At 71.1% G+C, this 22,845-nt stretch carries 19 protein-coding genes; 7 read left to right on the forward strand and 12 right to left on the reverse strand.

Annotated elements, in window-relative coordinates; genetic code table 11:
- Nucleotides 1-60: 60 nt before the first annotated feature.
- The 4 genes from AC16DP_RS00425 to AC16DP_RS00440 all read right to left on the reverse strand — a co-directional run bounded on the left by AC16DP_RS00425 (nt 61) and on the right by AC16DP_RS00440 (nt 3,979).
- A complete protein-coding gene (locus AC16DP_RS00425; RefSeq protein ID WP_329727622.1) occupies nt 61-1,917 on the reverse strand; it encodes a serine/threonine protein kinase in 1,857 nt (618 codons plus the stop codon).
- 68 nt (nt 1,918-1,985) lie between these two features.
- The gene (locus tag AC16DP_RS00430; RefSeq protein WP_329727623.1) at nt 1,986-2,531 is read right to left on the reverse strand and encodes an MmcQ/YjbR family DNA-binding protein; all 546 of its coding nucleotides are present in this window, start codon (nt 2,529-2,531) and stop codon (nt 1,986-1,988) included.
- A gap of 51 nt (nt 2,532-2,582) precedes the next feature.
- Entirely contained in the window at nt 2,583-3,038 is a 456-nt protein-coding gene (locus AC16DP_RS00435) for a dirigent protein (protein WP_329727624.1), read from the reverse strand.
- An 86-nt stretch (nt 3,039-3,124) separates the two neighbouring features.
- The gene (locus AC16DP_RS00440) at nt 3,125-3,979 is read right to left on the reverse strand and encodes an IF-2 protein (protein ID WP_329727625.1); all 855 of its coding nucleotides are present in this window, start codon (nt 3,977-3,979) and stop codon (nt 3,125-3,127) included.
- Nucleotides 3,980-4,080: 101 nt separating this feature from the next.
- On the opposite strand from AC16DP_RS00440, the gene AC16DP_RS00445 reads away from it, so the two are divergent.
- Genes AC16DP_RS00445 through AC16DP_RS00460 form a run of 4 tightly spaced genes read left to right on the forward strand, consistent with a single transcriptional unit; the run spans nt 4,081 to nt 12,744 of the window.
- Nucleotides 4,081-8,466, forward strand: a complete 4,386-nt coding sequence (locus tag AC16DP_RS00445) for a coiled-coil domain-containing protein (protein ID WP_329727626.1) — start codon at nt 4,081-4,083, stop codon at nt 8,464-8,466.
- Nucleotides 8,467-8,481: 15 nt separating this feature from the next.
- Complete coding sequence (dapF, locus tag AC16DP_RS00450) at nt 8,482-9,336, forward strand: diaminopimelate epimerase (RefSeq protein WP_329727627.1); 855 nt, start codon at nt 8,482-8,484, stop codon at nt 9,334-9,336.
- Between the two features lie 37 nt (nt 9,337-9,373).
- Nucleotides 9,374-11,224: a GGDEF domain-containing response regulator gene (locus AC16DP_RS00455; protein WP_329727628.1), complete on the forward strand. Its 1,851-nt coding sequence runs from the start codon at nt 9,374-9,376 to the stop codon at nt 11,222-11,224.
- Between the two features lie 17 nt (nt 11,225-11,241).
- Complete coding sequence (locus tag AC16DP_RS00460) at nt 11,242-12,744, forward strand: DUF4388 domain-containing protein (RefSeq protein ID WP_329727629.1); 1,503 nt, start codon at nt 11,242-11,244, stop codon at nt 12,742-12,744.
- Between the two features lie 79 nt (nt 12,745-12,823).
- Here the strand turns inward: AC16DP_RS00460 and AC16DP_RS00465 are convergent, their stop codons facing one another.
- From AC16DP_RS00465 to AC16DP_RS00480, 4 genes are all read right to left on the reverse strand, one after another.
- Nucleotides 12,824-14,371, reverse strand: coding sequence for a hybrid sensor histidine kinase/response regulator (locus AC16DP_RS00465; RefSeq protein ID WP_329727630.1), 1,548 nt, complete (start codon nt 14,369-14,371; stop codon nt 12,824-12,826).
- Nucleotides 14,371-14,829, reverse strand: a complete 459-nt coding sequence (locus tag AC16DP_RS00470; protein WP_329727631.1) for a response regulator — start codon at nt 14,827-14,829, stop codon at nt 14,371-14,373. Before AC16DP_RS00470 ends, AC16DP_RS00465 begins: the two co-directional genes overlap by 1 nt.
- A gap of 9 nt (nt 14,830-14,838) precedes the next feature.
- The gene (locus AC16DP_RS00475) at nt 14,839-16,458 is read right to left on the reverse strand and encodes a sensor histidine kinase (RefSeq protein WP_329727632.1); all 1,620 of its coding nucleotides are present in this window, start codon (nt 16,456-16,458) and stop codon (nt 14,839-14,841) included.
- Nucleotides 16,459-16,677: 219 nt separating this feature from the next.
- Nucleotides 16,678-17,013: a hypothetical protein gene (locus AC16DP_RS00480; RefSeq protein ID WP_073567959.1), complete on the reverse strand. Its 336-nt coding sequence runs from the start codon at nt 17,011-17,013 to the stop codon at nt 16,678-16,680.
- Nucleotides 17,014-17,053: 40 nt separating this feature from the next.
- Here AC16DP_RS00480 and AC16DP_RS00485 point away from each other — a divergent pair, with 40 nt between their 5' ends.
- A complete protein-coding gene (locus tag AC16DP_RS00485; protein ID WP_329727633.1) occupies nt 17,054-18,373 on the forward strand; it encodes a tetratricopeptide repeat protein in 1,320 nt (439 codons plus the stop codon).
- Nucleotides 18,374-18,389: 16 nt separating this feature from the next.
- Here the strand turns inward: AC16DP_RS00485 and AC16DP_RS00490 are convergent, their stop codons facing one another.
- The gene (locus AC16DP_RS00490; RefSeq protein WP_329727634.1) at nt 18,390-19,205 is read right to left on the reverse strand and encodes a class I SAM-dependent methyltransferase; all 816 of its coding nucleotides are present in this window, start codon (nt 19,203-19,205) and stop codon (nt 18,390-18,392) included.
- Between the two features lie 67 nt (nt 19,206-19,272).
- A complete protein-coding gene (locus AC16DP_RS00495; protein ID WP_329727635.1) occupies nt 19,273-20,274 on the reverse strand; it encodes a class I SAM-dependent DNA methyltransferase in 1,002 nt (333 codons plus the stop codon).
- A 79-nt stretch (nt 20,275-20,353) separates the two neighbouring features.
- On the opposite strand from AC16DP_RS00495, the gene AC16DP_RS00500 reads away from it, so the two are divergent.
- Both AC16DP_RS00500 and rd read left to right on the forward strand, forming a co-directional pair.
- Nucleotides 20,354-21,160, forward strand: coding sequence for an SDR family NAD(P)-dependent oxidoreductase (locus AC16DP_RS00500; RefSeq protein ID WP_329727636.1), 807 nt, complete (start codon nt 20,354-20,356; stop codon nt 21,158-21,160).
- A 46-nt stretch (nt 21,161-21,206) separates the two neighbouring features.
- Entirely contained in the window at nt 21,207-21,374 is a 168-nt protein-coding gene (rd, locus tag AC16DP_RS00505) for a rubredoxin (RefSeq protein ID WP_329727637.1), read from the forward strand.
- A 7-nt stretch (nt 21,375-21,381) separates the two neighbouring features.
- Here rd and AC16DP_RS00510 read toward each other — a convergent pair whose 3' ends face one another.
- Both AC16DP_RS00510 and AC16DP_RS00515 read right to left on the reverse strand, forming a co-directional pair.
- Nucleotides 21,382-21,990: a DUF2378 family protein gene (locus AC16DP_RS00510; RefSeq protein WP_329727638.1), complete on the reverse strand. Its 609-nt coding sequence runs from the start codon at nt 21,988-21,990 to the stop codon at nt 21,382-21,384.
- A 137-nt stretch (nt 21,991-22,127) separates the two neighbouring features.
- A complete protein-coding gene (locus AC16DP_RS00515) occupies nt 22,128-22,841 on the reverse strand; it encodes an alpha/beta hydrolase family protein (protein WP_329727639.1) in 714 nt (237 codons plus the stop codon).
- Between the last annotated feature and the right edge of the window lie 4 nt (nt 22,842-22,845).

The raw sequence follows: 22,845 nt of genomic DNA on the forward strand, positions 1-22,845 counted from the left end.
CCGCCGTTGGCCTCGCTGTGTTCGGGCGCGCCTTGTCCAGGTGGATTCACCGCGCTGCGGCTATTCGAAGCGGCGTACGGGTATCACCGCCGCGAAGGAGGTGATGCGGGGCAGTTCCGGTCCGGGGCCCTCTCCCCGAATCGGTACGCCCGGCTTGTCCCGGTGCATGAATTGGAAGCAGACGGGGAAGGTGTCTCCCCGGGGCGTCCTGGCCTCGGTGAGGCGGCCGTATACGCGATCCTTCCCGATGATGAGTTGGCCCGAGAGCGCCGAGCCCGCTTCCAGCTTCCCCTTGTCGTCCATGGTCACCACGGTGACGGGGCCCCCGCGCACGGTGATCATGCTCTGCCCCAGGTTGGGGGCGGTGAGGGCGGTGCCGATGGGGTACCCCGGCTCGAAGACGCCCAGCTCCTCCATGGCCTTCACCGCCCCGGCCGGGCACTCCACGGGCGGGGGCGGTGGGCGCACCTGGGCGCCGGGGCAGCCGGAGAGCAGGGTGCACACGGCGGCCATGCCCGCGGCCATGGGGCCCGTGGCTGGCGCCTGCTGCTTCTGTCGGGACGGAGGAGGGGCACTGCGTGCGGTCTTCACGCGCTGGCTGTCCTTTGCGAGCGTCGCGCTGGCGACGGGCGCGGGGGTGGTGGCCCCGGAGGGCGCCGCGCCGCCATCACCTTCCGGCCCCTTCCTCGGGGGCGCCACTTCCTGGCCCGCCGGCTCCCACCCGACCGGAAAAAACTCTTCGGGTAGGGCCGCTCGCGGTGTCCCCTCGCGTGGGATGGAGGGCGCCCCCGTGAAGAGGAACAGGGACAGCCATGCCGCCGCGAGGAGCACGAGTCCGCCCGCGAGCACCGCGCCCCGGTGGCCGCGCCGTGGACGCTGCCCGGCCACGGCGGGCGGCTCGTCCTTCGTGGCGGGTGCCTCACCGGGCTCGCGCAGCGGCACCTTCCACGTCTCGTCCGCCCCGCGCTTCACCTCCATCAGCGCCGCGTCCAGCGCCTGGGTGTCCGGGTAGCGCGCGTGCGGCTCCTTCTCCAGCAACCGCAGGCACAGCCCGCTCATCGCCTGGGGCACGCGTGGGTTGCGCACGTGCGGCGGCTCGGGTGCCTCGTGGAGAATCGCCCGCTCCAGCTCCGCCGCGTTGTGCCCCTGGAAGGGGTAGCTGGCCGTCAGCAGCCGGTAGGTCATCACCCCCAGCGACCACAGGTCATCCAGCCCACTGGCCTCGTGGTGCTCGCGCTCTCCGCGGTTGAAGCGCACCACCTCGGGGCTGAGGTACTCGCGGCACCCGGGCACCTCCGGCCCCGTGGCGCGCGGCGCCCCCGGAAAGGTCGCCACGCCAAAGTCCACCAGCAGCGCGCGCCCGTCCGTCTCGCGCACCAGCACGTTGTCACCCCTCACGTCGCGGTGCACGACTCCCGCCCCGTGGGCCGCCCCCAGCTCTCGCGCCAGGTCCAGCAACACCTCCACCACCTCCAGGGCCGTGCGGTGGGGGTGCAGGGCCCAGGTGTACAGCTCCTGGCCGGGCACGTAGTCCATGACGATGAACTGGAAGAGCGGCTGCTCGGCCGGCCACACGCCATGGCCCCGCAGGCCCACGCCGCCCACCGTCTCCATGCGCACCATGGCGCCCAGCTCCCGCAGCGCCCACTGCGCCGCCCGCGGAAGGGAGGTGAACTTGACGGCGTACGGCCGGCCTTCCCGCCGGGCCAGGTACACGGTGCCATAGCCGCCCTGGCCGAGGACTCGCTCCAGGACGAGCCCCTCCACCTCGGTCCCCAGCGGGGGCAGCGCGGCGAGCAGGGCCGCGTCGCTCTCCGCCTCCAGCCCCCGCAGCCGCGCCAGCTCGCGCCGCCTGTCCGTCACCCCTCGCGCCCGCGTGCCTCCAGGCTGGGGGGTGCCCGCCCCGGGCTCGTTCATGTGCACCACCTTTCAGGTGGGTCACCGTAACATGACCGCCGCCATCCGGTGGGCCCGCGCCCATGAGCTCAGGCGCGTTGAGCTCGCTTCCTGGCGGGGGCCGTCTTCGCCGCGGCCTTCTTCACAGGAGCCTTCTTCGTCGCGGTCTTCTTCGCCGCGGCCGGCGCGGACTTCCGGGCCGGTGCGCTCCGGGTCCTGGTGGGCGCGGCCTCCGTCTTGGGTGCTCCCGCCGCACCGCCCAGCTGTGCCACGAGCTTCTTGGGCGCCACCGCCCGGTAGCTCTCGTCCAGCCACTTGCGCAGCATGTCGAGCGGCGGCGTGTCACGCGCACCGAAGCTGGCGGACACCCAGCCGCTCTTGCCCAGGCCGTACCCCGTCGGCTGAACGAACGGCAGCATCAGCGCCGCGCCGTTCGACTGCGGCAGCTTCATGGACATCGACAGGCCCTCGCCCGTCAGCGACAGGAAGACGAAGGCCTTCCCCTTCACCTTGAGCGTCCGGTGCCCCCACGGGAAGTCCTCGGTCACCTCGGGGTAGCCCATACCCGCTTCGCGCAGGGCCAGCTCGAAGGGCTCGAGTCGCTTCATCTCGGGGGGAACCGGCGTCATCGTCATGGAGTGCGTCTCCTCGTGGGGCCCTCAGATATATCCCACGCGGACACGCCTTTACTTCTTCGGCTTCAGCAGCGTGAGCACCTGGGTGAACGTCCTGTCACCGTTGGGGGTGGTGGTCAGCACGCCGCTCGCCCCTTCGTAGGTGCCCGTGCCTCCGATGATCGGAATCCGCGACGTGCCCGTCTCGGCTTCCCGGCCCGCCACCGTGATGGTTCCGTCGGCCATCGTCAGCGTCCACTGGCACTCGCTGAACTGCCCGGGCAGCGTCCGGACGCAGTAGCCACTGTTGCTCCCGATCGTCTCCTTCGCCTCGTTCAACAACGGCTGGTCGAACACGAACATGTCGCCCGGCGAGTCTCCCGGCGGACCCAGATCCACCGGCGTGGCGATGCCGCTGCGGGCATCGGCGATGGTGTTCAGCGTCCACGCTTCCTCCGCGGGCGCGTTGTTGACACAGCTCAGCATCGGCGCCGCGGTCAGGACCGCCATGAGGATGGTCTTGCGCATTCTCTTCCCCTCCTTGGGTGGGCTCGCTCTGGAGCCAACCCGCGCACCTAGCTTCCGGAGGGCATCAGGGCAAATTCCTCGGCCCGCTACTGGGGGCGTTGCTGCGTCTCGCTGTCGCTGGTGCGCACTCCCGCCGGCGCCGTCGTGGGCGGCGGCGTGGCCCCGGTGCCCTGCGGCTGCGGCGGGGGCGTTGCCTGCTGGCCCTCGGGAGCCGGAGGGGGAAGGCCCGTTCCGGACGGGGTGGGGGAGGAGCCGGACTCGGCCAGGCTGGCGTCCACCGCCCTCAGGGCCTTCTCCAGCGCCTGGGCCGCCGGGCCCACCACGGTGAGCATCTGGTTGGCCCGCTGCGTGTTCCGGTTGCGGCTCTCCGACGCCAGCTTCAGCTGCGTCAGCGCCTCCGTCACGTCCCGCCGCGCCTCCTCCAGCTTCTGCCGCGCCTGGAAGAAGGCCACGTCCGCCTTCATCGTCTCCAGCGTGCGGCGCTGCTCCTCCGTCAGCCCGGACAGCAGCTCCGCCCGACGCAGGAAGTAGAGTCCCTTCTCCAGCACCGCCGGCTCGTCCGACTGCACCCGCGGCCGGGCCAGCCCCTCCAGTATCGGGAAGAGGGCCCGGTCCAGCTCGTCCCGCTCGGTGAAGCGCTGCTCCAGCAGCCCCGAGACGTCCCGGCCCTCGGTGGGCAGGGGGGCGTAGGCGTCCGCCAGCCGCGCGTCACCTGGCCGGTAGGGTGCCGCCCCCGTGGGCAGCATCCGCCCCTTCATCACCACCAGTTGCCCGTTCTCCTGGGCCAGGGTGAAGGTGCGCGCGTTGAGCTGCGAGAGCAGGAAGGCCACCGCCCCTCCCAGGCCCAGAATCAGGAGGGTGATGAGCAGCCGCGTGAAGGCGCTCGTGGCCCGGCGGCCGAAGCCCGGGCGGTTCTGCTGTGGGTTCATCATGGGATTCATGTCGCTTGCTCCCCGAACGTCCAGGCGGCGAGCCGATTTCCCGGCCCCAGTGCTTTCCTTGGGACAACCGTCTCCAGGGCTATACTCGGCCGGCCCTACTCATGCATCCCACATTCCGCCGCCTGGGGACCAGCGAGCTGTTGCCCCGGTACATCTTCGCGGAGAGCCTCTTCGCACGCCGTCGCGTGTTGGAGGTGGACGCGGTCGCCACCACCGGCGGCGAGAGCGCGCGCTTCCTCCTGGAGCGCGGCGCCCGCACCGTCGTGGCCTGTGACGCGGACCTCGCGGCCGTGGCGGCGGCCCAGAAGGCCCATGGCGGCGCCTCGCTGCGCTACCGCGCCAACATCTACGACGACCTCGAGCCCGGCAGCTTCGACCTGGTGCTCGTCGCCGACCTCGCCCCCTACGTGCGCGCCCCCACGCTCCTGGCCGAGCTGGCGCGGCTCGTCAGCCGTCAGGGCTACCTCATCGGCGGCCTGCGCAACACGGCCGGGCTCGCCCTCTGGCAGCTCATGGATACGGAGGAGGGCGTGCCGCCCACGTACGGGCAGCTGCTCGATGCGCTCTCCCCTCACTTCCCGAACGTGGAGGTCGCCACGCAGGCGCCCGTGCTGGGCTACCAGCTCGCCTTCGAGAAGGGCGATGGCCTCCAGGTGGACGGCTCCCTCATCCGGGGCAGCGAGGCCGCCTACTACGTGGTGATGGCCGGCGCCGAGCCCGCCCGCATCGTGGACCCCACCTGGGTGCAGCTGCCTCCCGAGCCGCTCGCCTTCACCCGCGGCAAGCTGGACGAGGTGGCCCAGCGCTCCAAGGGGTGGGAGGAGCGCACCGGCCGCCTCAAGGAGTCCCTCACCCGGCTGCGCGCGGAGCTGACCGACCGCGAGAACGAGGTGACGCAGCTCAAGCCCGCCCTGGAGCTGGCCCGCGACGAGGTGGCCCGCCTCACCGCCCAGCTGGAGCAGGCGCGCGGCACCCCGGAGACGACGCGCGAGCGCGATGAGCTGTCCTCCCGCCTGCGCCGCACCGAGCTGGAGCTGCAGGTGGCCCTGGAGCGCGTGGCCGACGCGGACCGGCGGCTCGGGCAGCAGCGGCTGGAGCTGGAAGCCGCGGAGCGCGCCCGGAAGGAGGCCGAGGTCCAGACCCTGGGCTCCCAGGAGACGCTGCGGCTGGAGCGCGCCCGCCGCGAGGAGCTGAACACCACCCTGGAGGAGTCGCGCGAGCGCCTCACCCAGGCCTATGCCCAGCTGCGCGAGCTGCAGGACGAGCTGGCCGGGTTGCGCGTCGAGCGCGAGAAGGATCGGCTCTCGGCGGAGCGCGCGCGGGAGCAGGCCGAGGAGCTGCGGCGGCAGGTGGAGGCGGCCCGTGAGCGCGAGCTGCGTCTGGCCGAGCAATATTCGACGTCGCTCGCCGCGGTGGAGCTGCTCAAGTCGGATGTGGCCAGGGCCGAGCAGGCCCGCCAGACGTCCGATTCGCTGCTGCGCTCGCGTGACGCGGACCTGGCGCGCCTGACGCGCGAGGTGGAGGACGGCTCCCGGCGCGTGTCGGCGGCGGAGGCGGCCCGGCGCGACGCGGAAGTGAGCCTGACGGCCCGCGAGGCCGAGTGGCGCGGACTGGAGACGGAGCTCACGGCGGCACGCGCCGAGCTGGAGCGGCTCACGGCCGAGGTGGAGGCCCGGACTCGCGCCGAGGAGAACGTGCGCGCGGCGGCGGCCCGGCTCGAGCAGGAACTGCACGAGGCCCGGGGCAGCCTGGAGTCGCTCGAGGAGGAGCGGGTCCGGTCCGCGGCCGAGCTGGAGGAGACCATCGAGGAGGAGCGCCAGCGCGCGGAGACGCGGGTGGCGCAGGAGCGGGCGCGGACGGAGCAGGCCGAGGCGGAGGCCGCCCGCGAGAAGGCCGCTCGCGAGGAACAGGAGTCGCGCGCCGAGGGGCTCGAGAACCAGGTGCGCGTGGAGGCCGCCGCGCGGGAGGAGGCCTCGCGGGCCCTCGCCGGGCTGGAGGCCCAGCGCCAGCAGTGGGCCGATGAGCGCGGCGCTCTCCGTCGGCGCGTGGTGGAGGCCGAGGCGACGCTCTCCGAGCTGGAGCGGGTGCGCTCCTCGGACGTGGAGTCGATCACCCGGCTCGACGCGGCGCTGAAGGCGACGCAGGGCTCCATCACGGCGGAGCAGCAGGCGCGGGCGAAGGCCGAAGAGGAGCGCGAGCAGGCGCTGGCCGAGCTGGAGCTGGAGCGCGAGGGCAGGGCGCGGCTGGAGGAGGCCACTGCCCAGGCCCAGGCCCGGCTGGAGGCGGAGCACCAGCGGCTCGAGGAGACGCGCGAGGCGCTCTCGAGTGTCCGTGCCGAGCTGAAGTCGGAGCGGCAGCAGCGCGTCCAGGTGGAGGAGGAGCGCACGCGGCTCCAGGCCGGGCTCGAGGAGGAGCGCCAGCAGCGGGCCCGCGCGGAGGAGGCCCTCGCCGAGGTGCAGTCCGGGCTCGACGCCGAGCGGCAGGGGAGCACCGGGCTCGCGTCCGAGCTGGCGGAGGTGCAGTCCGGGCTCGAGGTGGAGCGGCAGCAGCGGATTCTGGTGGAGGAGTCCCTGGCGCAGGCGCGGGCCGAGCTCAAGGCGGAGCGTCAGCGCGGCACCGCCCTGGAGTCCGAGCTGGCCCTGGCCCGGGCCGGGCTCGAGTCCGCGTGGCAGGCGCATGGCGCGTCGAAGGAGTCCACCACGCGGGTGCTCGCCGAGCTCGAGGAGGAGCGGCGGCAGCTCACGGCCGTCCGGGCCGAGCTGGAGGCGGAGCGCGCGAACAGGACGCGCACCGAGGAGTCGCTGGAGCTCGCCTGGACGCAGCTGGAAGCCGAGCGGCGGCAGCTCACCGAGGCCGAGGTGTCGCGCGCGTCCGAGCGCGAGAAGGCGGAGGCGCTCCTGGCCCAGGTGCGCGCCGGGCTCGAGGTGGAGCGGGACGCGCTGCGCCTGGATCTGGATCGCGCTCGCGAGCTGTCCGAGGCGTCCCTCGAGGAGACGCGGCGCAAGCTGGAGGAGGAGCGCGCCGGACGCGAGGCCCTGGCGCAGTCGCTGTCCGAGGCGCGCTCGGACCTGGAGTCCGCCCGGGCGGGCGCGGACGAGCGCGAGCGGGCCCGGCTCGAGGCGCTGGAGGAGGCCCGGCGGGACTCCGCGGCGCTCCGGGCCACCCTGGAGGAGGAGCGCGCGAGCCTGGCGGCCGTGAAGGAGTCGCTCGCGGAGGCCCGGGCACGCGAGGAGGCCATCTCCACCGAGCGCGACACCCGCAAGCGCGACGCGCTGGAAGTGCGGATGGAGCTGGAGGGACTCCGGGACGACCTCGCGAAGAAGGACCAGGAGCTGGAGGCGCTGCGGGCCCAGGTGGCGCAGCTCGACATGACCCGCTTCCAGGCACATCAGGCCTCCATGGCGCTCCAGCAGGCGCACCAGGGCCTGCGAGACCGGGACATGCACATCGCGCACCTCCAGAAGGAGGTGGCCGACGTCCGGACGCGGCTCGCCGCCGAGCACGAGCAGATGGAGCTGGTCACCCTGCAGCTCGAGTCGGCGCGGCGCATCGCGGGCAAGGCGCCCTCGCTGGAGACGGCCCTGGAGGAGGAGCGCGCGGAGCTCGGGAGTGTCCGCGAGGCGCTGGAGACGGCGCGCGGCGGGCTGGAGACGGCCCGGGCGGAGCTGGAGACCCTTCGCGCCGAGCTGGCCCGCTCCCAGGAGGAGCGCGAGGCGGAGCGGGAGCGGGTGGCCGAGGCGCGGGGCTCGGCGGACGCGTTGGAGACGCGGCTGGCGGAGGCCCGGGGCGAGCTGGAGGCCGCGAAGGCGAAGCAGGCCGGGCTGGAGTCGCGGGCGGAGGAGGCGGAGCGGCGGCTCCGGGAGCGCGAGGGCTCCACGCAGGCCATCCAGGAGCAGTTCGCCAAGCTGGAGATGGAGAAGGGCACGCTCGTCTCCGAGCGCGAGCGGCTCAACTCGGACCTCACGGTGGCCCGGGCGGCGCGCATCCGGCTGGAGGGCCGGGTGACGGCGCTGGAGGCGGCCTCCGCCGAGGCGGTGAAGTTCCTCGACGCCGAGCGCGCCGAGAAGGCGAGGGCGGCCCAGGCCCTGGCCGACCGCATCCAGATGCTGGAGACGGAGCGGGCCCAGATGCGCGAGCGCATCGAGCAGCTCCAGGCGCGCAAGCCGGTGTCGGACTCCGAGGCCATCCTGGAGATGTCCGAGGAGCTCGAGCAGCTGCAGGGCGAGTTCGACGCCCTGAAGTCCACCCTGGCCGAGCGCGAGCTGACGCTGGCCGAGCAGAAACGACGCTTGGAGGAGCAAGAGTCCGAGCTGGCCTCCCTGAAGCGCCTCTCGGCCCGCAAGGGAGCGGACACCGTGCAGGACATCTACGCTCGGGCCAACGCCGAGCTGAACGCGGTCAAGAATGAGTTGCTTCGCCGTCCGAAGGGGAGCACACCCCCTTCTGCGGCACCCGCGTCCACCCAGAAACCCGATGACCCGGGCTGAAGAGACCCGACGACCATGAGCACTACGGCAGAGTTCTTCTTCAAGTATCACGGCCTCGGCAATGACTTCATCGTGCTGGACTACCGGCAGGGTGGCCCGGACATCGACGCGAAGTCCTCCCAGTGGTTGTGCGACCGGCGCAGGGGGATTGGCGCGGACGGGGTGCTCAGCCTGCTGCCCTCGGAGACGGCCCTGGCGCGCATGGTGGTCCACAACGCCGATGGCAGCATCGCGGAGATGTGCGGCAATGGCCTGCGCTGTGCGGTGAAGTACCTGGTGGACCACTCCGGCGAGAAGCCCGAGCGCATCGAGGTGGAGACGGGCGCCGGCATCCTCACGTGTATGCCCGGGTACGGCACGGACGGCGTCGCCGAGGTGGAGATCTCCATGGGGCCCGCGCGGCTCATCGCCCCCAACCTGCCCTCGGGCGCCACCGGCCAGCCCTTCCTGGGCGAGGAGGTTCCCGGCCACGCCGGGCTGCGCGGCTACGCCATCAACATGGGCAACCCCCACCTCGTCCTGTTGGATCAGCCCCTGGAGGACGCCGCCCGGTTGGGCCCCGTGCTCGAGCGCCACCCGGACTTCCCGGAGCGCACCAACGTGGAGTTCGTGCGGTTGACGGAGGAGGGCATGGCCGCCGTGGTGTGGGAGCGGGGCTGTGGCCTGACCGAGGCCTGTGGCACCGGGGCGTGCGCGGCGGCCGTGGCGGCGGTGCTCGCCCGGCGGCTCCCGGCGGATGCCTGGCTGCGCGTCACGCTGCCGGGCGGGGACCTGCATATCCGGGTGCCCTCGGACCTGTCGGACGTGCGCCTCCGCGGGCCCGTCTCCTTCGTCTTCACGGGCGTTGTCCCGGATCTCCCGGGCCGGTAACCTCGCCGTCTCCCCCCTGCTCGTCGAGTCCTCCGCTGTGGCTGGCCCCATCCTCGTCGTCGATGACGACAACTTCTTCCGGCAGCTCGCTTCCGACATGCTCTCCCGGAAGGGCTACCTCGTCGTCCCCGCCGCCAACGCGGCCCAGGCCCTGGAAGCGGCCACGCACGAGGCCTTCGATCTGGTCATCACCGACGTGGTGATGCCCGAGATGGACGGCTTCGGTCTCACCACGAAGCTGCGCGAGCGCGACCCCGAGCAGGAGGTCATCCTCGTCACCCAGCGCACGGACGTGAAGGGCTCGGCCATGGCGCTGAGCGCCGGGGTGGCGGTGGTGCTCACCAAGCCCGTCGACGAGACGGACCTGTTGCTCGCCGTGGAGCGCGCCATGGAGCGCGTCCAGCTGCGCCGCGAGCGCTCCCAGCTCCAGACCGAGAACCTGGAGTTCGCCCGCTACCAGAACCTCCACCAGCGCTGCCTGGAGTTCCTCTCCCAGCCGGACCTCGAGTGGCTCCAGGAGCGGGTGGCCGGCGAGCTCGCCGCCGTCTGCGATGCGCAGAGCGCCGCCCTGTGGATCGCCGATGACCGGGGGCACCTCGTCCTGCGCGCCTACCGGGGCCTGCTGGACAAGCAGTTCCTCGCCGAGCGCATGAGCCCGGACGGGCCGCTCGGCAACCGTCTGCGCGAGGCCATGCCGTGGATCGCCCGCGACGAGCGCTCGCCGGTGCTCTACGTCCCCTTCGTCATCGCCGGGGAGATCATGGGCCTGGCGCAGCTGTCGGATCCGGTGGCCGGTGACTTCCGCTCCGAGCACGTGCGCTACGCCAAGATTCTGGGCGACTCGGCGGCGGTGGGCGTGAAGAACGGCCGGAGGATGCTGGCGCTGCAGCGGTTGGGCCTGAGAGACAGGGACACGGCCGCCTACAACCTCAGCTACTTCACGGACTACGCCTCCAAGGAGATCTACAAGGCGCGGCGCTACGGGCGGATGTTCTCGCTGCTGACGTTCAGCGTGGACAACCTGCCGCTGGTGCGCATGCGCCTGGGCGTGCCGGACGCGAAGCTGGCGGTGCGCGGCATCATCAAGGCGTTCGGGCGCATCGTCCGGGACTCGGACGTCATCGCCAAGGCGAGCGACCAGGAGTTCTACCTGCTGCTGCCGGAGACGGACTTCTTCGGCGCGATGATGTTCGTGCGGCGCGCGCTGGACGCGGTGCGCGCGGAGCCGGAGGCGCAGGAGGTGGAGTCGCGTCTGCCGCTGGCGCTGGTGGGCGGGGCGAGCACCTTCCCCAAGGACGGCGAGGACTTCGACGAGCTGGTGCACCGGTGCCGCCGGCGCATGGACGAGCGGCGCTGCTCGCTGCAGCGCAAGCTGATGCTGGACACGCTGCCCTTCTGGGACGAGGTGGACCTGCTGCTCGGCAATGCCTCCAGCCCCAAGCTGCCGGTGGAGGACAACGCGGAGCCCTCGCGCCGCGGCAAGGTGTCCGACGTGCTCTTCGACGAGCTGCAGGCGGAGATCGCCCGCGAGCTGATGCGCGACCCGAGCTCGCGCGGGCTGCTGTACGTGGGCGGGCCGGAGATCCGCGCGGACCTGCCCATTGCCCAGGGGCTGGAGTCGGCCTCGCCGGAGATGGCCTCGCGGATCTACCTGCTGGGGCGGCGCGGGGATCTGGACTCGCACCCGGCGCTCACGCCCGTCTTCCTGGAGGGGGACGAGCGCATGGCCCGGCACGAGTTCATCCTCTGGATGTCGGAGACGGCCTCGTACGCGCTCATCCAGCGCCGGGGACTCGGCGCCACGTGGGGCTTCCACTCGTCGGACACGGCCGTGGTGGATGGGCTCATCACCCGCCTGCAGGCCGAATACGACCTTCAGCCGTACTGACCCGGTAGGGAGCGACCATGGCCCAGGTTCGAAAGATCCTCATCGCCGATCCCGACCTCGAGTCGGTCCGTCCGCTGTCGCGCTCCCTGCGCACGCGGGGCTACCAGGTGCACTACGCGCCGGATGGCTCGCGCGCGCTGGAGGTCGCGGTGCTGCGCCATCCGGATCTCATCCTCTTCGATGAGGCGTGCCGGATGCTGGACGCGCGCACGTTCATCAACATCCTGCGCACCAACCCGCGCACGGACGACATCCCGGTGGTGGTCTCCACCGGCCAGTTCGAGGCGGACAAGCTGCGCGGCCTGCGCGACGGCTTCCTGCGCAAGCCCTTCAACATCGACGAGGTGCTCTCCCGCATCGAGCACGTCTTCCGCCGCAACGAGGCGGCGAAGGACCTCAAGAGCGAGGTGCAGGAGATCGAAGGCTCGCTCAGCCAGCTGAGCATTCCGGATCTGATGCAGATCCTCGGGATGAACAAGCGCAGCGGGAAGCTGACGCTGGAGCGGGGCAGCGAGCGCGGGGAGATCGTCGTGGTGGACGGCCGCCCGGTGAACGCGCGGGTGGGCCGTGCCGAGGGCGAGAAGGCCCTCTTCCGGCTGCTGGTGTGGGCCGAGGGCTCCTTCACCTTCTCGCCGGGGAACACGGGCGGCAAGCCCCGCATCCAGCGCGCCGTGGACGACGCCCTGCTGGAGGCGATGCGCCAGGCGGACGAGGTGAACCGGCTGCTGCCCGGGCTGCCGGCGCGCAATGTGCGGCTGGTGCTCGCGCCGGAGGCGGACCTGACGCAGGACCAGCACCCGGTGACGGCGCAGGTGGTGGAGCTGTTGCGCCAGCCGCGCGCGCTCGGCGAGGTGTTGGACCTGGCGCCGGCCACGGACCTGGAGGTGGTGGGCGTGCTGCACACGCTCCTCCAGAAGGGCGTGGCCCGCATGTCCGAGCCCGATCGGGACGAGGGCTCGGGTCCGCTGCTCGGGCCCGCGGAGCTGCACTCACTGCGCGGACGCATCCTCCGGGGCAGGGGCCCCTCGCGCGAGGCCACGGCCAAGGTCTTCGTCTGTGGAAGCGGCCCGGCGGTGGCGCGGCGGCTGTTGTCGCAGTTGCCGGACATCGCGGCCGTGGCGGCCGAGCCCGCGGCGGTGCGGAGTGGCTTCGGGACGCTGGGGCGGTTGGATCTCAACGAGCTGCTGCACCTGGACTTCTGCGTGCTGCCTCCGGCGGAGGCGGCGAGGCCGCTGTGGCGCCCGTTCAGCTCGGGGGGCGTGGGCGCGCTGCTGTTCGATGCCTCGGAGCCGGCGGTGAAGCTGGCGCACTTCCTGGCGTGGGACATCCGCATGCCGGTGGTGCTGGTGGGCCATCCGGTTCCGCCGGAGCTGCATGGGGCTCCCGCGGGCGCGGCCAGCGTGGGCGAGGACCTCACGGAGGCGGTGCGCAGCCTGCTCCTGCTGGCGCTCAACCCGGCGCCGATGCTGCCCGGGGTGCCTCAAGCGCAGGGGCCCCGGCTCAACCTCACCGCTGGCTGAGCCCGTCCGCGCCCATTTCCCCTCGCCCTCCGGGAGAGGGGATATCGGTCACATTCCTGAAAGGGGGCTCACGCCTCCCTCACGCCGTCTTGGTCGCGGCGTCCTCTTCCTCGCTCAGCGGCGGCATCGCGGCGAGCAGCGAGCGCAGCCGCTGGAACTCGACGGGCTTGTCGATGCAGGGCATGCCCGTGGTGGCCAGGAAGGCGCGCGACTGCTCCGTGAAGGCTCCGCCGGTCATGAAGATGACCCGCCTGGCCTGCTCGGGCGCCAGCCGTGACAGCTCCTCGTAGAACCGGGGACCGCTCATCTCCGGCATCATCAGGTCGCACAGGATGGCGTCGAAGCGCCGGCCCGCGGACAGCAGCGCCAGCGCCTCCCGGCCCTGGCTGAGCACCAGCACCTCGCAGTGCGCCTGCAGCAGCCGTTGGAGCGCCCGGCCGACGACCGTCTCGTCATCGAGGATCAGCAGCCGCTGCTTGAGCACCTTGCCCGGAGCGGGCTTCTCGGGCTTCTCGGCGTCGCCGTGGGCCGTCTGCAGCCGGAGGTGGAACACGGTGCCGCGCCCCACCTCGCTGTCCACGGAGATCTCCCCGCCCATCTCGTTGAGGGTGCGGCGGCAGATGGCCAGTCCCAGGCCCGTGCCCACCCCCACCGGCTTGGTGGTGAAGAAGGGCTCGAAGATACGCTCGCGCAGCTCCGCGGGGATGCCCCGGCCGGTGTCGTGGATCTCCACCCGGACGTGGTTGGGCCCGTCCTGGCGCGTCACCACGCGAATCTCATGCGTGGTGCTGTCCCCGTCGGGAATGGCGTCCGCGGCGTTGACGAGCAGGTTGAGGAAGACCTGGCCCAGGGGCGCCTCGCTGCCGAGCACCGGGGACACCGCCGTGTAGTCCTTCACGATGCGGGCGCGGTGGAAGATGTGGTTCCACGCCATCCGCAGCGACGAGTCGAGCACCCGGTGCACGTCCAGCGGGCCGCGCTGCTTCTCGTCCGGCCGGGAGAAGATCTTGATGTCGCGGACGATCTCCCGGATGCGCTCGGAGCACAGCATGCAGTCGCGCAGCGCCTGCTCCTGGTCCGCGGAGACGGTCGTCGAGCCCGCCTCCGGATTCAGCACGAAGTCCAGGTTGGCCATGAGCGAGGCCAGCGGGTTGTTGATCTCATGGGCCACGCTGGCGGCCAGCAGACCCAGCGACGCGAGCCGGTCCGACAGGAGCAGCTGCTCCTGCATCTTCCGGCGCTCGGCCCGGAGCGACGCCTCGCGCAGCTCGCGCGCCACGGCGGGTCCCAGCCGGCTCAGCCGGTCCTTGAGGAGGAAGTCGTGGACGCCGGCCCTCATCGCCGCCACGGCGGTGTCCTCGCCAATCTGTCCGGAGACGATCAGGAAGGGCACGTCCAGTCCCCGCTGCTGCACCAGGGAGAAGGCGGCCAGCGCGTCGAAGCGCGGCAGGGCGTAGTCGGCGATGATGGCGTCCCAGGGACCCGAGTCGAGCGCGCTCGCCAGCGCCTCGGCTGTCTCGACGCGCTTGTGGGTCACGTCGTAGCCGCTGCGCCGCAGCTCACGCAACACCATCAGGGCGTCGTCCTCGAAGTCCTCGATGAGGAGCAGGTGGAGCGGTGTGGCCATCAGACACTCCGTCTCGGGGTAGGAAGCTCGTTGAGGACGAGCCAGTACATGCCCAGCTGCCGCACCGCCTCGAAGAAGGCGGTGACGTCCACGGGCTTGTGGACGAAGCTGTTGACGCCCGCCTCGTAGCCCTCCACCAGGTCGCGCTCTTCCTTGGACGAGGTGAGGATGACCACCGGCAGCGCCCGGGTGTGCTGGTTGGCGCGGATGCGCCGCAGCACCTCGATGCCGTCGATGCGAGGCAGGTGCAGATCCAGCAGGATGACCTGCGGCCGGATGTCTGGATCCCGGTCCGCGTGCCGGCCCTGGAGGAAGAGGAAGTCGAGCGCCTCGGCGCCGTCGCGCACGACGACCACCGGGTTGTGGATGTTGCTCTTGCGGAAGGCCCGGAGGGTCATCAGCTCGTCATCTTCGTTGTCCTCGACGAGCAGGATGATGCGCTGGTGCGGATCATACATGGCGGTTCCTCACGTACCGCTGGCCGCGCGGGGCGCGGGAGGCGCCGCGGGTGCGGCGGGCTCGTGGAGGGTGAAGTAGAAGGCCGCGCCCTGGCCCACCCGGCCCTCACCCCACACGCGCCCACCGTGGCGGCGGATGATGCGCTGCACGGTGGCCAGTCCCACGCCGTTCCCCTCGAACTCCTGCTGCGTGTGCAGCCGTTGGAAGACGCCGAAGAGCTTCTTCTGGTACTCCATGTCGAACCCCGCCCCGTTGTCCCGGACGAAGTAGACGCGCCCAGGGCCCGTCTCCGGCAGCGTGCCGAACTCGATCTCCGCCACCGGTTTCTCGCGGGTGAACTTCCAGGCGTTGCCCATCAGGTTCTCCAGCACCAGGCGCAGCAGCTGCGAGTCCCCGCGGTCCACCAGGCCGTCCTGGAGCTGGAAGCGCACGCTGCGCTCGGGCTGCCAGCGCTGGAGCTGCTCGGAGATGGAGCGCGAGATGCCGGACAGGTTGACGTCCGTCTCCACGAACTCGGTGCGGTTGACGCGCGAGAGCGCGAGGATGCCGTCGATGAGCTCCGCCATGCGCTGCGAGGAGGCGCGGATGCGCTGCAGGTAGTCCAGGCCCGTGGCATCCAGCTTGTCGGCGCAGTCCTCGGACAGGGCGAGCGTGAAGTTGGAGATGCTGCGCAGCGGGGCGCGCAGGTCATGCGCCACCGAGTAGGCGAAGGCCTCCAGCTCGCGGTTGGAGAACTCGAGCTGGGCGGTGCGCTCGGCGATGCGGCGCTCCAGCTCCGCGTTGAGCTGGCGCACCTGCTCCTCGGCCTGGCGGCGCTGGGTGATGTCGGTGATCATCGCCATGGCCCCGATGTACCTGCCGGTCTCATCGTAGAGCGGGCCGGTGGAGACGAGCGTCCACAGCACCGTCCCGTCCTTGCGCACCATGCGGAAGTCGTTGAGGACGGCGGACCTGCCCTGGCGCCGCTCCTCGACGTACCGTTGCATGAGGGGGATGTCCTCGGGACAGATGACGTCGAAGAGCGTCCTGTCCAGCATCTCCTCCACCGTGTAGCCCAGCATCTGGGCCAGGTAGCGGTTGGCGTAGATGGTGTGGCCGTCCACGTCCACCGTCCACAGTCCCTCCTGCGCGGACTCCACCAGGAGCTGGAAGCGCAGCTCGGTGCGGCGCTGATCCGCCTCGGCCATCCGCTGCTCGTGGGTGTCGCGCAGGCTGAGCGTCACCCCGAGGATCTTCCCCTGGCTGTCGCGCACGGGCCGGGCGATCGAGTGGACGTGCCGGCCCTCCGGGTGCGTTTCGTTGCGCATGAAGAGATCCTCTTCGGGCGACGCCTCGCCCTGGAGGGCGCGGTAGATGGGCAGCCGCTCGGAAGGGCAGCGCGTCGTCGTGTCCGGGAGGAAGACGCCATAGCGCTCGCTCCACGCCTCGGGCGCGGCGTCCACCAGTCCCACGCCGAGAATCCGGCGGGCCGTGTCGTTGAAGTAGAGCAGTTGGCCCTTCGCGTCGGCGACGGCCAGTCCTTCCGCTGCGTTATCGAGGATGGCCCGCAACAGGGGCTGGTACTGAGGCTGGAAGAGGCTTTCGGCCAGCTCGTCAGGAGGCAGGTTCGAGGAGGGCGTCGCGGTCATGGCAGGGCTTGAGGCCTGTCGAGCATAGCGAGTCCCCGGAGCAAGAGTCATCCGGGCGACAGGTTTCCCCGGGCGGTAGCCCCGGTGCTTCACCCCCAGAGCGGGAGTGCTCGCGAGGGGTTGCTCCACGAGGAGTGGCTCCACGGGGATTTTCCGGGATCTTCCGCCGTCCACGGTCCTTCACCGCTGAAGGACCGGACACCCGGTGCTCCAGGGAAATCAGAGGTCGCCTGCGAGTGCGTCCCGGACGCCCGGTAGCTGGGCGAGCAATTCCAGCTCGGCGGCCTTCAAGTGGGAGACGCGGCGGCCGGCGATGCGCTCGAAGTGGAGCTCGAGCCGGTGCTCGCCCTCGGCGTCGATGTGGCGGAAGAGGCGGGCGCGCCGGCCCTCCCGCACACAGGCGAGGATGTCCTGGTGGAGGCTCTTCAGCCGTCGAGACACCTTCAGCGCCATCCGGCCCTCGGGGGTGTCGAACGTGTGGAAGTGCCGGTTGCGCGACAGGGGGCGCGCGGGATCATGGAGCCTCTCCACGAGGCGCCGAACGAATGGGTCCATCGACGGCGCAGGATAACATCCGCTACCCTGCATCTCAGCGATGCAATCGACATTTCCCCGCCTGCTCTGCGTCCTGCCCCTGCTGCTGCCGCTTGCCTGCAAGGACCCGGACACACTCTCCGTTCAAACCCAGGAGCAGAAGTTCCAGGCGAAGATGAGCGAGGGCCAGGCGCTGCTCGACAGCGGAGAGCCCGAGCAGGCGGCGCGGGCCTTCGAGGCGGCCTCGGGGTTGAAGCCCGACAACCCCGAGCCCCTGCTCCTGGTGGCCGAGGCCCGGCGCCGGGAGGGTAACACGGGGGCGTCCATCCTGGCGCTCAAGCGGGCCATGACGCTCAATCCGGGGCAGGCGCCGGAGATCAAACGGAAGATCGCCGAGCGCCACGAGCAGGACGGGCGCCTGCGCGAGGCCATCAGCATGCTGCTGGAGCTGCGCGAGGCCGACGAGCTCGGGGACCTGGACGTGCTCAAGCTGGCGCACCTGCAGACGGAGATGGGCGAGCACCAGGCCGCGTTCCAGACGCTGGAGCGCATCCTGCGCGAGCGCCCGGACGACGTGGACGCCAAGGTGGTGGAGGCGGAGATCCTCCTGGCCAAGGGGGACGAGGTGCTCGCCGGCAAGTTGATGGACCGGCTCCTGGAGGAGCAGCCGGGGCTCACGGCGGCGCGGAAGCTGCGCGCCCGCTACTTCCTCCAGAGTGGCTACGCGGAGTACGCCGAGCAGGACCTGGCGGCCGTCCAGGGCGAGGAGGCCACGAAGCCGGACTTCGTCGCGCTGAAGGCGCGGGTGCTCACGAAGCTCGAGCGCCACGCGGACGCGGAGGCGCTGTTGGCCTCGGCGGTGGCGAAGTACCCGCAGAACGCGGACCTCATCGCCCGGCTCGCCGAGACGCGGCTGACGCTGGGGAACAAGGCCGGGACATTGGCGGCGGTGGAGCAGGCGCTGAAGGCGCAGCCGGACTCGGCCCGCGCGCTCTATGTCCGGGGCCGGGTGCACGAGACGCAGGGGGACCTGAAGCGCGCGAAGGAGGACTACGGCTCCGCCCTCCAACACAATCCCCGGCTGGTGCCCGCGCTCTCTCGGATGTGGCGGCTGCAGGAGCAGGCCGGCGAGAAGGAGGAGGCGCTGGTCTCCCTGGAGCGGATCATGGACGCGAACGAGGCCTCGCTGGAGGAGAAGGTGGCGCTGGCGAACCTGTACGCCCAGACGCGGCGGCGGCCCGATCGGGGCCTGAAGCTCATCGCCGAGGCGCTCAAGCAGGACGCGGGCAACCCCGAGTACCTGGACATCCAGAAGGAGCTGAAGAAGGCCCTGCCCCGGAAGAAGAAGTCCGGGCCCATCATCATCCGCGGCCGGCGCTGAGCGCGGCCTTCCGCGGCTACGCGGGTGGACGCTGGCCCCAGACGCCGAAGATGGTGGGGCCGTAGAACCAGGTGTTCGGATCCTTCAGCCGCTCGGAGTACTGGTCGAACTGCTCGCGCGTGAGCAGCCGCATCTTCTCCGCGTACGGCCAGTACTGCTCGCCGGTGAGCTGGTGGAACTCGGCGGTGGGGCTGCCCCCGGAGAAGTAGAGCATCTCGCCCTCGGCGTTGACGTTCTGCAGCCCCAGCCGCTGGAAGGTACGCGGCAGCGTCCGGGCCCAGTCCACGGCCGTGCCCGCGGCGCGCCCCATGGCGTGCATGATCTCCACCACCTGGAGGAAGGGCCCCGTCTCGTTCTGGAAGAGCGAGAAGGTCTCCATCTCCTCCAGCAACAGCCAGCCGCCCGGCTTGAGCGAGGCGGCCAGCCGCTCCACCAGCTCCTCCCGCTCGGCCAGGTGCTGGAGCAGCATCCGCGAGTGCACGAGATCGAAGGTCTTCTCGGGAGGCCGCATCGTGGGGACGTCCTGCTGGCGCACCTCGAGGATGGCACTGGCCGCGCCGGCCACGTACCGGGTGTTCGTGTCCACGGCGAGCACGTGGCCGTGCGGTGCCACCCGGTAGCTCATCCAGCGCGCGATGGAGCCGCTGCCACAGCCCACCTCGAGGCAGCGCCACCCCTCCTGGATGCCCAACCCCTCGATGCGCCGCAGGGTGATGTGATCGGCCATTCCCTCGATGGCTTGCAACCGCCGGCGCCCCTGCGCGCCGGAGTTGCCCAGGTCCTGTGTGTAGCCCTGGATCTTCGCTGCCACCGTCTCGACCTGTGAGGTCATGGAGTCCACCCCAGATTCAATGGGGGGCGGAGCATAGCGTGTGGACCGCGCGCTTTCCGACCCCCCCTCAGGAAGACCCGCCTTCCACCGGTGGGGCCACATGGCTTTCACTTCTGGACAGCACGACCACGTGGCCGGTGACGGGTTGTCCGGCCTGCTTGCGCAGGGTCTCTTCCCGCTCCAACACCGGGTGAAGGTGGGCCGCGCTGGCGCAACCTCGCAGGTAATCGAGGTGGTGGACGTAGCGCGCGGTGGGCTGGAGCCGGTACCCGGGTGCGGTGCCCTTCTCCACGGTGAAGGCGAACAGGCCGCCGGGCGCGAGCCGCCGGGCCACGTGCTGGAAGAGCGTCTCCAGCGCGCCGAAGTAGACGAGTACGTCCACGGCGACGATGAGCTCATGGCTCGCCGGGGAGGCGGCGAGCTCCGCGGTGATCTCCCCGGCCCGGAGCACGTCGTACACGCCGCGCTCGCGCGCCTTGTCGAGCATGCCCGTGGACAGGTCGATGCCCTCCAACCGCCGGGCGAAGGGCCGGAGGAGGGGACCGGCCAGTCCGGTGCCGCACCCCAGGTCGAGCACGTCCAGCTCCCGCCGTCCGCCGAGCACGGAGCGCACCGCGTCCATGAGCCGCTCGGGCGCGCGGTAGGAGAGGAAGCCGCGCAGGCTGTCGTCGAAGCTGGGGGCGTAGAGGTCGAAGAGCGCGGCGACATGAGCGTCGGCCATGCGCTCCGGCGGGGGGCCACCGGACTCGGCCGCTTCCATGTAGGCGATGGCCGCGTCCCGGGCGGACTCGGGGATGCGCAGCTCGTGGCAGCGCCGCTCGTACAGGTGGCGGCGGAGCGGAACCACCTCGCTGGCGCGCCCGTTCTCCTGGAGGATGGAGATGAGCATCTTCAGCGAGTCCTTGTCGTCCGGTTGCTGGTCGAGGTGCTCGCGCAGCGCCGCCTCCGCCGCCAGCGGCTCGCGCCGGGACCACAGCACGTGGGCCGCGTAGGTGGCGGGCACGAGCTCCGCCCCTTCGAATCCACACGCTTCCAGGCGCGCACGCCAGTCAATGGGAGAGGGCTTCATGGGGTTCCCCCAGAAGGTACACCCCGGGCGATCCACATGGCCATTGACGCCGGGCTCGCTCCCTTGGAAGCGTGGCGTCATGGACGACATGGTGCGGGCACGCAGGTACGCGGTGGTGACGGGCGCCTCGAGTGGCATCGGCCGGGAGCTGGCGTCGCTGCTGGCACGCGAGGGGTATGCGCTGGTGCTGGTGGCCCGGCGCACCGGGCCCATGCAGGAGCTGGCGGAGCAGCTCCAGCAGGCCCATGGAGTGCCCTCGGTGGTGGTGGGGGCGGACCTGGTCTCGCCCGAGGGCGTGTCCACCGTGGTGAACGAGCTGAAGACGCGCCAGCTGGACGTGGAGGTGCTGGTGAACAACGCGGGCTTCGGGCTGGCGGGGAATTTCGAGGTGCTGCCCGCGGAGCAGCAGGTGGGGATGTTGGATCTCAACGTCCGGGCGCTCACCGCGCTCACCCGCGAGCTGGTGCCGGGGATGGTGGCGCGCAAGCGCGGGTACGTGCTCAACGTGGCCTCGCTGGCGGCCTTCACGCCGGGCCCGTTCATGTCCGTGTACTACGCGAGCAAGGCGTACGTGCTGTCCTTCTCCACCGCGCTGCACGGGGAGCTGAAGGGGCAGGGGGTGAGGGTGACGGCGCTGTGCCCGGGGTTCACCGAGACGGAGTTCGCCGCGCGGGCGGGGGAGCACCAGAAGGCCCGGCTCTTCAGCGGCCCCATGGGGACGAGCACCGCGCGCCAGGTGGCCGAGGCGGGCTTCCGGGGCCTGATGCGGGGCAAGCCGGTGGTGGTACCCGGGCTCTCCAACCGCCTCTCGGCCTGGTTCATGCCGCTGACCCCGCTGGGGCTGAGGCTGCGCATCGCCGGGTACATGAACGCGAGCGAGCCCTGATCCGGTGGAGTTGAGCCGGTGGTTCGGCCGGAGTTAGAGAGACGGGATGAAAAAGCGCTACCGCTGCATGATGTGCCAGTACATCTATGACCCGGCCGTGGGCGATCCCGACTCCGGCATCGCGCCGGGCACGGCCTTCGAGGACATCCCCGACACCTGGTACTGCCCCGAGTGCGGCGCGGGCAAGGCCGACTTCGAGCCGTTGGAGGACTAGGCGGCGGCTAGGGGGCCGGGCGGCGCAGCACGTAGACGACGCGCTGCGAGCCGGGCTCGATGGGCTGTAGCTCGCTGCGGGTGAAGGGCGCGCCCACCAGCTCCATCATCGCGTCCATGTTGCCGTGCATGAAGTGCGGGTCGATGCCTGGCGTGGTGCCCAGGGCGGCGAAGAACTCGGGCATCACCTCGAAGGTGACCTCGAGCGCGCCATCCGGCAGGAAGCGGGTCCGGGCCGACAGGAAGTTCGTCCCCGACTGCAGCCCGCGGGAAATCCGGCCCAGCGAGCGCTCCCAGCCCAGCATCCGCAGCATGGCGAACACGGCCCGGCCCATGGTGGTCTGGCCGTACCCGTCCACCAGCTTGCGGCCAATCTTGTAGCGGGCCTGCTCGTTGGACAGGTCCGGGAAGAGGACCTCGGAGCACACCCCCACGGCGGCGAACCAGGTCGGCACCGAGTAGGCCACGAGGAACGGGTGATCCAGGTCGATGCCGATCTTCTTGAGCCGTGCCCGGGTGTGGGTGTCGAGCCGCTCCTTGAAGGCGTGCTTGAAGAGGGCCTCCACCACCTGACTGAAGATGACGGGTTCCTTCCGGGGTACGGCAGCGGTCATCATCGAGCATCCCTGGGACGAATGGGTACCCAGCCCCGCGGCAGGGTACCCCCTACGTGGTGGCCTCTACCACCATCTCCAGGGATTTGGTTTCCGGAGTTGTGTCCCAAGGTAGGACATTGTCCTGCCTGTGAGGAGAGCTACTGGATGAGGTCCGCCTGGCGGGTGGCGGTGTTGCGGACGAGGCCGAAGTGGCTCTCGGAGAGGGTGTAGGAGGCGGTCTCGTTGGTGAGCTGGCTGGAGTGGACGCCGTCCACGGTGCACACGCCGGTGGCGCAGACGATCTCATCCGAGTTGCTCTTGAGGGAGTAGATGCGGGTGGCCATGCGCTTGCCTTGGATGCCGGTGAGGAAGGGGCTCTTCACGGACAGGCCCCAGTAGCCGCAGGTGGAGGTGACGACGTTGAAGGGGTAGGTGCCGCAGGTCCACAGTCCGCGGTAGCCGGCGGCGAGCCCCACGAAGGCATCCACGCGGCTCTGCACGCCCAGGTCGAGGATGGCCTTGATGGCGAGCGTCACGCCCATGGAGTGGCCGATGACGTCGATCTTCCCGGTGCACGAGCGGGCGAGGGCCTGGGTGATGGCGTCGCGGACGGGGGTCTCCTCGGAGCCGGAGTGGTCGTTACAGGCGGCGCACGTCTTGGAGCCCCAGCTGGGGCGGAAGATGTCCGCGGCGGCGTACCCGCGGGAGATCAGCGTGTTGTAGGTGTTGTTGTAGTCCGAGGGATAGGAGGTGTTGCCGTGCACCAGCACCACCGCGTCCCGGCACGTCTGCGCGCTGGCGGAGGCCGCGGCGAACCCGACGACGAGAACGGACAGACAACGCACTGCGCTCGACAGCCGCTTCATCTCCATGGTG

The organism is Archangium sp. (assembly GCF_057119385.1).

What these genes read in the sequence shown, in the direction of transcription:
- AC16DP_RS00425 (WP_329727622.1), bottom strand. Translation starts at nt 1,917, where the DNA reads ATGAACGAGCCCGGGGCGGGCACCCCCCAGCCTGGAGGCACGCGGGCG.
- AC16DP_RS00430 (WP_329727623.1), bottom strand. Translation starts at nt 2,531, where the DNA reads ATGACGATGACGCCGGTTCCCCCCGAGATGAAGCGACTCGAGCCCTTC.
- AC16DP_RS00435 (WP_329727624.1), bottom strand. Translation starts at nt 3,038, where the DNA reads ATGCGCAAGACCATCCTCATGGCGGTCCTGACCGCGGCGCCGATGCTG.
- AC16DP_RS00440 (WP_329727625.1), bottom strand. Translation starts at nt 3,979, where the DNA reads ATGAATCCCATGATGAACCCACAGCAGAACCGCCCGGGCTTCGGCCGC.
- AC16DP_RS00445 (WP_329727626.1), top strand. Translation starts at nt 4,081, where the DNA reads ATGCATCCCACATTCCGCCGCCTGGGGACCAGCGAGCTGTTGCCCCGG.
- dapF (WP_329727627.1), top strand. Translation starts at nt 8,482, where the DNA reads ATGAGCACTACGGCAGAGTTCTTCTTCAAGTATCACGGCCTCGGCAAT.
- AC16DP_RS00460 (WP_329727629.1), top strand. Translation starts at nt 11,242, where the DNA reads ATGGCCCAGGTTCGAAAGATCCTCATCGCCGATCCCGACCTCGAGTCG.
- AC16DP_RS00465 (WP_329727630.1), bottom strand. Translation starts at nt 14,371, where the DNA reads ATGGCCACACCGCTCCACCTGCTCCTCATCGAGGACTTCGAGGACGAC.
- AC16DP_RS00470 (WP_329727631.1), bottom strand. Translation starts at nt 14,829, where the DNA reads ATGTATGATCCGCACCAGCGCATCATCCTGCTCGTCGAGGACAACGAA.
- AC16DP_RS00475 (WP_329727632.1), bottom strand. Translation starts at nt 16,458, where the DNA reads ATGACCGCGACGCCCTCCTCGAACCTGCCTCCTGACGAGCTGGCCGAA.
- AC16DP_RS00480 (WP_073567959.1), bottom strand. Translation starts at nt 17,013, where the DNA reads ATGGACCCATTCGTTCGGCGCCTCGTGGAGAGGCTCCATGATCCCGCG.
- AC16DP_RS00485 (WP_329727633.1), top strand. Translation starts at nt 17,054, where the DNA reads ATGCAATCGACATTTCCCCGCCTGCTCTGCGTCCTGCCCCTGCTGCTG.
- AC16DP_RS00490 (WP_329727634.1), bottom strand. Translation starts at nt 19,205, where the DNA reads ATGACCTCACAGGTCGAGACGGTGGCAGCGAAGATCCAGGGCTACACA.
- AC16DP_RS00495 (WP_329727635.1), bottom strand. Translation starts at nt 20,274, where the DNA reads ATGAAGCCCTCTCCCATTGACTGGCGTGCGCGCCTGGAAGCGTGTGGA.
- AC16DP_RS00500 (WP_329727636.1), top strand. Translation starts at nt 20,354, where the DNA reads ATGGACGACATGGTGCGGGCACGCAGGTACGCGGTGGTGACGGGCGCC.
- rd (WP_329727637.1), top strand. Translation starts at nt 21,207, where the DNA reads ATGAAAAAGCGCTACCGCTGCATGATGTGCCAGTACATCTATGACCCG.
- AC16DP_RS00510 (WP_329727638.1), bottom strand. Translation starts at nt 21,990, where the DNA reads ATGATGACCGCTGCCGTACCCCGGAAGGAACCCGTCATCTTCAGTCAG.
- AC16DP_RS00515 (WP_329727639.1), bottom strand. Translation starts at nt 22,841, where the DNA reads ATGGAGATGAAGCGGCTGTCGAGCGCAGTGCGTTGTCTGTCCGTTCTC.